Here is an 8,532-nt window from a genome sequence, read left to right as displayed (position 1 = left end):
TTGATGCCCTCGCAGCCGCCGGTGATCTCGCGCTCGAACTCGTGCGAGCGCTCGATGTCGATGCCGAGCAGCCGGTGGCCGTAGGGCCCCGCGCACGAGCACCCACCGCGCGCCTGGATGCCGAACAGGTCGTTGAGCAGGGCGACGACGAAGTTGTGGTGCAGCCAGTGACCCGAGGGCGCTCGAACGACGAACGAGACGATCGACAGCCGCGGCGCGTCGAGGTTGCCGAGGATCTCGATCGCCGGCTCGGCCCGCCAGGCCTCGACGGCGCGCGAGAGCAGCCGCTCCTCGTGGGCGCGGATCGTCTCGACCCCGACCGCCTCCTTCAGCTGGAACACCAGGCCAGCGCGCACCGACTCGATGATCGCCGGGGTGCCACCCTCCTCGCGGTGCGCGGCGTCGGTGACGAACGCGTGGTCCTCGGGGTTGACGTACGCGACCGTGCCACCGCCGGGCACGACGGGCACCCGGTTGCCGAACAGCTCGCGCCGGGCGATGAGCACCCCGGGCGTCGACGGCCCACCGATGAACTTGTGTGGCGACAGGAAGATCGCGTCCTTGTACGCGGCCGGGTCGCCGCCCACCGGCGCGGTCATCTCGATGTCGACGTACGGCGCCGCCGCCGCGAAGTCCCAGAACGCGAGCGCCCCGTGCTCGTGCAGCAGCGCCGACACCCCGTGCGTGTCCGAGACGATGCCGGTGACGTTGGATGCCGCGCTGAACGAGCCGATCTTCAGCGGCCGGTCGGCGTACTCCTCCAGCCGGGCGCGCAGGTCGTCGCGGCACACCCCGCCGTCGGCGTCCTCGCGGATGGTGACGACGTCGGCGATCGACTCGCGCCACGGGATCTCGTTGGAGTGGTGCTCGTAGGGGCCGATGAAGACCACCGGTCGCTGGTCGCGCGGGATCGCCTCGGTCAGGTGCCAGCGGTCCTCCAGCGCCGACGGGATGCGCAGCCCGAGCACCCCGATGAGCTTGTCGATCGCCCCGGTGCACCCCGACCCCGCGAAGACGACCACCGTGTCGGCGTCGCCGTGAACGGCATCCGCGATGATCCGCCGCGCGTCCTCGCGAAGGCGGGTCGTCTGCAGGCCGGTGCCGCTGGACTCGGTGTGCGTGTTGGCGTAGCCGGGCAGCACCTCGTCGCGAATGAAGTCCTCGATGAAGGTCAGGGCACGACCGGATGCCGTGTAGTCGGCGTAGGTGACGCGTCGCCGCCCGTAGGGGGTCGTCATCACGTGGTCCTCGCCGATGACGGAGTCGCGGATGCGACGCACCAGGGCTTCCTGCGCGGCGCTCGAGGTGGCGGGGGTGTGCTGCTCGGCCATGGGGTCAGGGTCTCACGGGCCGTGGGGCCCCGGCAGCCCGTCGCAGTGGCTCGTCGAGTGTTTTGCACACCTGTGCATATTGCACTTACCGTGAGGCCATGTCATCCCCGGCCACCGCCTCACCTGCGGGCTCCGGCATGCGGGCGAGCAAGCGCGAGCGCACCGCGCGCGACCTCGCCGAGGCGGCCTACGCCGTCGTGCGCGATGTCGGGTTCGACGCGGTGACGGCGGATGCCGTGGCCGACCGTGCCGGAGTCTCTCGCCGCACCTTCTTCAACTACTACCCCTCGGTCGAGTCGGTGTTCACGGCGAGCGTCGCCGCCTTCTTCGACTCCGTCGGCGAGCGACTCGACGCCCGCCCGGCCGACGAGGACGTGCTCGACAGCGCCGTGACCGTCATCACCGACCCCGGTGACGTCGAACTGCTCCAGCGGATCGGCGTGCTCTCGGCTGCGGGTGAGTCGTCGCCGCACGCCCGCGGGCTGATCCTCGTCGAGGCCCACACCTGGCTGGACTGGCTCGAGGAATGGCTGCGCCGCCGCCTGCCACCGGGCGCCGACGACCTCCTGGTCGCCACCTACGCCTCCACGATGCTCGGCGCCGCCGAGGCCGCCTTCCGTGTCTGGGCCAAAGCCCCCGAGGGCGAGTTGTCCGCCGCGGTGGCCCGAGCCCTCACCCACCTTCGCACCGGGCTCGACCCGGCCACCCCGACCCCCACCCCTGAGGACCACTGATGTCAACCGCCCTGTACCGACTCGGCCGCTGGTGCGCGACCCACGCCCGGCGCGTGCTCGTCCTCTGGCTCGTCATCCTCGTGGGGGCCGGCGCCCTGGCAGCCACGATCAGCCAGCCGTTGGGCAACGGGTTCACCATCCCCGGCGCTGACTTCGAGAAGGTCCGCCAGCAGCTGGGTGAGGAGATCCCGGAGGCGGCCGGCGGGTTCGGCACGGTCGTGCTCAGCTCGGACACCGCCTTCACCCCCGCCCAGCGGGCCGCCGTCGAGGACGTCTTCGAGACGTGGAGCGAGGTGCCGAACGTCAGCCGGGTCATCAACCCCTTCGAGGCGCAGGACCAGCTCGATGCCGGCCAGACCCAGCTCGCCGACGCGAAGAAGCAGCTCGACGCCGGCCAGCAGGGCATCGACGAGGGGCAGGCCACGCTGGCCGAGGGTGAGGGGCAGCTGGCTGCCGGCGAGGCCCTGTTGGCACAGCTCGAGGAGACCAACCCGCAGGACCCGAGCATCCCCGGGCTGCGCGCCCAGCTGGCCCAGGGCCGGGAAGAGCTCGAGCAGGGTCGGGCCGAGCTCGAGAAGGGCATCGCCGAGCTGGCTGCCGGCCGGGCGGCCTACGAGGACGGCGTCGCGATCAGCCGGGCCACCGAAGGCACCCGCCTGGTCAGCGAGGACGGCCGCTACGCCGTCGCGCAGGTGCAGTTCGACACCGATGCGCAGAGCGTGCCGGTGGAGAACCGGGCGATGATCCCGGACTCGGCCAAGGCCGCCCTGGCCGTTGCGGGAGTCAACGCCGACTACAGCGTCGAGATCACCCAGGACACCGCCCTCATCGGGGCCGGCGAGATCATCGGCCTCACCGTGGCCCTCCTCGTGCTCGTGGCCGTGCTCGGCAGCCTCATCGCCGCCGGCCTGCCCCTGCTCGTCGCCCTGCTCGGTGTCGGTGTCGGCCTCGGCGGCGCCATCGCCTTCACGGCCGTGACCGAGCTCAACCAGATGACCCCCGCCCTCGCCCTCATGCTCGGCCTCGCCGTCGGCATCGACTACGCGCTGTTCATCGTCACCCGCCACCGCACGTCGCTGCTGCACGGGCAGGACCTCGTCGAGTCGATCTCTCGCGCGGTCGGCACGGCCGGCAGTGCGGTGGTCTTCGCCGGTCTGACCGTCGTCATCGCCCTGACTGCCCTCGTGCTGTCCGGGCTGCCGATTCTCGCCGAGATGGGCCTGGTCGCTGCCTTCACCGTGGCCGTCACCGTGCTCGTCGCCGTCACGGTGTCACCGGCGCTGCTGCGACTCATGGGCACGCGGGTCATCTCGCGTCGCGGCTGGCGCGCCGCCGGGTTCGCCACGTCCGGGGACCCGAACTCTCGCACGACGCCCGACGACGGCACCGACGAGGAGCACGGCGGCTGGTTCGTGCGCCTCGTGACCCTGCGCCCGTGGCTCACGGTGCTCGCCGTCGTGGGCGTGCTCGGGGTGCTGGCCATCCCGGTCGGCTCGATCCAGCTCGGCCTGCCCGATGGCGGTCGCGAACCCAACGGCACCACGGCGCACACCGCCTACACGACCGTCGGAGAGCAGTTCGGGCCCGGCATCAACGGCCCGATCGTCGCGGTGACCACCCTGCCCGAGGAGCTGCGACCGACCGATGAGGCGTCGCTGGCCAACGTGCAGGCGATGATCGCCACCCGCCTGAAGGTCATCGAGGGCGTGCGCAGCGTCGTGCCGTTCGGGGTCAGCCCCGACCAGGCGACCCTGGCCTTCCAGGTCGTGCCCACCACCGGGCCTGCCGACCCCGCGACGGCCGAGACGTTCCACCGCGTCGAGTTCACGGCATCCCAGCTCGAACGGCGCGAGAACATCAAGCTCGGCCTGACCGGCCAGACCGTGGCGAACATCGAGGTATCCGAGCGACTCGCCGCGGCGCTGCCGGCCTACCTCGCCGTCGTCGTGGGGCTGTCGGTCCTCATCCTGCTGCTCGTCTTCCGCTCGCTCGTCGTGCCGCTCATCGCCACCGGAGGCTTCCTGCTGTCGATCGCCGCGGCCTTCGGCGCCACCGTCGCGGTTCACCAGTGGGGGTGGCTCGGTGCTCTGTTCGGTGTGCACCAGGCCGGGCCGCTGCTGTCGGTGATGCCGATCATCATCATCGGCGTGCTGTTCGGGCTGGCCATGGACTACCAGATGTTCCTCGTCTCCGGCATGCACGAGGCCCGCTCGCACGGCGAGGACTCACGCACCGCAGTGCGCACCGGGTTCGTCCACGGCGCCAAGGTCGTGACGGCCGCGGCGATCATCATGACCTCCGTCTTCCTCGGGTTCGCGTTCTCGCACCTGGCGATGGTGCGGCCCATCGGGTTCGCGCTGGCCGTCGGGGTCTTGTTGGATGCCGTCCTCATCCGGATGACGCTCACCCCGGCTCTCATGCACCTGCTCGGCGACCGTGCCTGGTACCTGCCGCGGTGGCTCGACCGGATCCTGCCCGACCTCGACGTCGAGGGGGTTCGCCTGGCGGAGCGCCTCGACTCCGGCGCCCTGGGCAGCGTCACCCCCGCACCCCCCACCCCGGTGCCCACCACCACCTGAGCGGGGTGTGGGGTCAGCGGAGGCGGGAGCTCGGGTGGTGGATGAGGTCGGTCAGCAGGGCCACCGCCCGATCGGCCGCCTCGTCGGGGGTGCCGTCATCGCGCACGAGCGCCGCCAGGTGGCGCACCGGCGCCGGCGGGGCCAAAGGGATGCGCACGACGGATGCCGGGAGGTCTCGCGCCGCGAGCCCCGGCAGCACCGACACCCCGATGCCGGCCTCGACGAACCGGATGGCGGTGTAGTGGTCCTGGGCCTGGACGGTGAAGCGGGGGCGGAAGCCCACGGCGTTGCAGTGCGCCACGACCATGCGGTGCCCGATCGAGCGGGGGTAGTCGTTGCTCACCCAGGTCTCGCGGCGGAGGTCCGACAGCGACACCGGGCCCTGCCCGATCAGCGGGTGGCCCGCGGGAACGATGACGACGAACGGGTCCGTCGTCAGCTCGATCCGGCGGTACCCCGATCGCACCGGCGTGTCCGGCGGGTCGATGACCAGGTCGATGTCGGGGCCTCGCCCGGTGCTCGACCCCCTCGCCTCGGCCTCGGTCAGCACCAGCTCGAGGACGAGGTCGGGGTACTCGTGGGTCAGCCGCTTGACGAGCGCCGGCATCCACGCCGCCCCCGCGGAGGCGAAGTAGCCGATCGCCAACCGGCCCGAGCGCCCCTCGCGCAGGTCGGCCACGGCCTGGTCGAGCTCGCCCCACCGGCTCATCACCTCATCGGTGCGCTCGACGAGGGCCAGCGCCGCCTCGGTCGGCGCGATGCCGCGCCCGGCCCGGTGGAACAGGGTCAGCCCGGTCTCGCGCTGGAGCGCCGCGACGTGCTGGCTGACCGCCGACGACGTCAACCCGAGGTTGTCGGCCGCGGCCTGGACCGAGCCGCTCGCGACGACGGAACGAAAGACCCTGAGGCGGTGGGGATCAAGCATGAGTCAATGTTAAGCCATACTTCACTACTGGTAAGTAAAGTCGCGTTGTGCTGAATGGTTTAGCGATGCATCATGGAAGACATGAACGCCGCATCCTTCTCCCTCAACAAGGCCCGCTCCCTCGCTTCCGCCCTCCGCACGAGCCGTCACCACGGCCGCGGCTGGAGCGAGCACGTCGACCGCGACCTCGTTCGCGAGTCCCAGGAGCTCTACCTGCTCGCGCAGAGCCGCAGCCCCCGCATGTTCTGAGCTGCCCTCGGCAGCTCACCCCCGTGCACCGGCTGCACCCCAGCCTGCGCAGCACGATCACCTGACCCTCACGCCATGACCTGGCGGAGGGTCAGCGTCGTCTCCGGCCGAGCAGCCTGGAGCTCGGCACGCTGCGCGAGGTAGAGCTCGGCGCAGGCCAGGGCGTCGACCAACGCCTCGTGCGCGGGATACACGGGCAGCCCGTGCCGTTCGCGCGCCGACCACAACCGCAGCGCCCCCGGCTCGGGGTCGCGCTGCCCGCGACCCGTGACGACCCGGTGCTCGAGGTCCAGGGTGTCGACGACGACGCACGGCAGCGGCGCACCCCAGAGCCGCTCGCACGCACCCGACAGGAACGCGGTCTCGATCCGCGCGAAGTGTGCCAGCAGCACCCGACCCGTGAGGGCGCCGAGAAGGCGCGCCACGGCATCCGCCATCACCTCCCCACCCGCGAGGGCGTCGTCGGTGAGGCCGTGGATGGTCGCGCTGGACCCCACCCCGGCTCCCCCGGCCCCGCCCACCTCGTCGCGCACGACCACCCGCCCGGCGCCGCCGAGCACCACCGACCCGCCGTCGACGGGCACCCACCCGATCGACAGGACGCGGTCCACGCGTGGGTCGAGGCCGGTCGTCTCGATGTCGACGGCCAGCAGAGGCATCTCGTCCAGCGGCACCGACGGCGCCGGGAACGGCACGCCGAGGTAGTCGCGCAGCGGCCCCGGCGCGGCCGATCGCAGCGCTCGCTGGCGCCGTTCGTCAGGGGTGCGCCGGAAGAGGCTCACGAGATGTAGTGGGTCGGGTACCGGTGTGCCAGAGCGGTCTGCGCCTGGCGGACGATGGCAAACGCCTCCCGCAGGTGGCGCTTGTCGAAGCTGGAGAGGTCGTCGGGGGCGACGTGGTTGTCCGGCGGAAGCCCCGCCCGCACCTGGGCGGCCTGGTGGCGCAGGCGGACGTAGGAGATGAACTCGAACGCGTCCCTCAGGTCGGCCGCCCGGTCGTCGCCGAGCACCCCGGCCGCGTGCGCCGCGTCCAGCCGAGCCCTGGTGTTGACCGCCGGGCTGCCGAGCGACAGGGCGTGCACCCGCGCCAGCTCGACCACCGCACCGATGCCGCCGCGCTTGATGTCGAGAGTGTTCTCGTGGCTGCCCGCCTTCTCGAGCACGAACCCGCGGAAGAACCCCAGGGGCGGCTCGTTGGCGGTGGCCTGCTTCGCGAGGTGCGCCAGGAAGACCTTGGCGTCGGGGGATGCCGTGAGCACGTGCCGCTGCAGGCGCGCCTCGAGCGTCGCGTCACCATGCACGGGGCGCATGTCGAAGAAGATGCTCGCGCCGAGGATGGCGTCGGGCACCGGCTCGGTGAGCCAGGACGTGAACTGCCGGCGCCACTGCGCGAGCGGTTGGCGCCAGCGCGGGTTGGTGGCCATGACGTCGCCGGTGCACCGGGGGTAGCCGCAGGCGGCGAGGTCGGCGGTCACCCGCTCCGCCAGCGCCTCGAACCACGGCTCGTGCTCGGGGAGCATGGCGTCGTCGATGATCATCGCCGTGTCCTGGTCGGCGGCCAGCGCCTGCTCGAGACGTGCCCGCGAGCCGAGCGACACCCAGCAGTACGGCACGGGCGGCGGGCCGAGCTCGGCCTCGGCCAGCGCGAGAAGGCGACGCTCCACGGCATCCCCGACCGCCGTGACCACTCGGCCGATGTCGTCGGCCGAGGCGTCCTGCTCGACGAGCGAGAGCACGACCTGCGGCAGGCGACTCGCGGCGCGGGCCACCCCGGCGACGTCGGCCTGCTTCGCGATGTCCCCGGCGAGGTAGACGGGGTTGGACTGCTCGAGGCGCAGCAGGTCGGTCGTCGTCACCAGCCCGACGGGCTGGTCGTGGGCATCGAGGATCGGCAGGTGGTGGATGTGCCGGCCGACCATCTCCAGGAGCACCTCGAAGGCGAGGGCGTCGGCGGATCCGGTGACCGGTTCGGCGGTCATGACGTCGGCGACGGGAGTGGCGGGGTCGACGTCGACGGCGAGCACGCGGGTGCGCAGGTCACGGTCGGTGAGGATGCCGGCCAGGCGGCCGTCGCGGGTCACGAGCAGGGCCGACACCCGCTCGGTCGACATCAGGCGCGCGGCGTCCCGGACGCTGACACGGGCATCGACGCCGATCGGGTCGCGCGCGATGAGGTCACGCACGGTGGTCTTGAGGATCGCCCCACCCGTGCTCGACAGCTGCACCGAGGCGACCGCGCCGCTCATCCGACTGGCCCGCTGCGCGTCGAAGAAGGCGTCGAAGTCGGGGTGGTCGGCGCACAGGCGGTGGAAGTCGTCGGCGGGCAGGACGAGGGCGAGGGTGTCCTCGCGGGCGGTGACGTCGAAGGTCGACGGGTTGCCCTGGGTGAGGGTGATCGAGCCGAAGCAGGCGCCCTCCCCACCGCGGTCGACCAGCGTGCCCTGCGGATCGTGCACGTCGGCGGCGCCCGAGCGCACGACATAGAGGTGGTGGTTGTCGCGGCCCTTCTCGATGAGGCGGCTGCCACGGCGGAAGTACTGCACCGTCATCCGCGCCGGCAGGCGGTCCAGGACGTGGGGCGGCAGGGCGTCGAACGGCTCGTGGTCGGCGAGGAAGTCACGCAGCTGGGTCAGCTCGACATCGAGGGCCATGACGTCATCGTGGCAGCGGGGCACGGATGCCGGACGGCCGTCGGCGACGCCGTGCGACCAACGT

The 8,532-nt window shown here is 72.0% G+C and carries 7 protein-coding genes; 3 read left to right on the top strand and 4 right to left on the bottom strand.

Going from position 1 to position 8,532, the window contains the following annotated elements; all coding sequences use genetic code 11:
• Positions 1-1,331, bottom strand: a 1,331-nt coding sequence (locus PLL68_RS10700; protein ID WP_324533921.1) for an aminotransferase class V-fold PLP-dependent enzyme, incomplete at its 3' end; no start/stop codon positions are given.
• Positions 1,332-1,429: 98 nt separating this feature from the next.
• On the opposite strand from PLL68_RS10700, the gene PLL68_RS10695 reads away from it, so the two are divergent.
• Together PLL68_RS10695 and PLL68_RS10690 are read left to right on the top strand one after the other, a co-directional pair.
• Positions 1,430-2,065, top strand: a complete 636-nt coding sequence (locus PLL68_RS10695) for a TetR family transcriptional regulator (RefSeq protein WP_324533919.1) — start codon at positions 1,430-1,432, stop codon at positions 2,063-2,065.
• Complete coding sequence (locus tag PLL68_RS10690; RefSeq protein WP_324533917.1) at positions 2,065-4,644, top strand: MMPL family transporter; 2,580 nt, start codon at positions 2,065-2,067, stop codon at positions 4,642-4,644. Before PLL68_RS10695 ends, PLL68_RS10690 begins: the two co-directional genes overlap by 1 nt.
• Before the next feature lie 13 nt (positions 4,645-4,657).
• Here the strand turns inward: PLL68_RS10690 and PLL68_RS10685 are convergent, their stop codons facing one another.
• Entirely contained in the window at positions 4,658-5,569 is a 912-nt protein-coding gene (locus PLL68_RS10685) for a LysR family transcriptional regulator (protein ID WP_324533915.1), read from the bottom strand.
• An 81-nt stretch (positions 5,570-5,650) separates the two neighbouring features.
• Between PLL68_RS10685 and PLL68_RS10680 the strand changes: the two genes are divergently transcribed.
• Positions 5,651-5,818 carry a hypothetical protein gene (locus PLL68_RS10680; RefSeq protein WP_324533914.1) on the top strand — a complete coding sequence of 56 codons (168 nt, stop codon included), beginning with the start codon at positions 5,651-5,653 and terminating at the stop codon, positions 5,816-5,818.
• A 68-nt stretch (positions 5,819-5,886) separates the two neighbouring features.
• Here the strand turns inward: PLL68_RS10680 and PLL68_RS10675 are convergent, their stop codons facing one another.
• Positions 5,887-6,600 (bottom strand): exonuclease domain-containing protein, encoded by a 714-nt coding sequence (locus PLL68_RS10675; protein WP_324533912.1) that lies wholly within the window; start codon positions 6,598-6,600, stop codon positions 5,887-5,889.
• On the bottom strand, positions 6,597-8,532 hold a 1,936-nt coding region (locus tag PLL68_RS10670), incomplete at its 5' end, for a DUF294 nucleotidyltransferase-like domain-containing protein (RefSeq protein ID WP_324533910.1). The genes PLL68_RS10670 and PLL68_RS10675, both read right to left, overlap by 4 nt.

Origin of the sequence: Ornithinibacter sp. (genome assembly GCF_035443565.1) — a bacterium.
GTDB lineage: Bacteria > Actinomycetota > Actinomycetes > Actinomycetales > Dermatophilaceae > Fodinibacter.
Note: the sequence above shows the minus strand (reverse complement) of the source record. Positions and strands in the feature narration are given on the sequence as shown.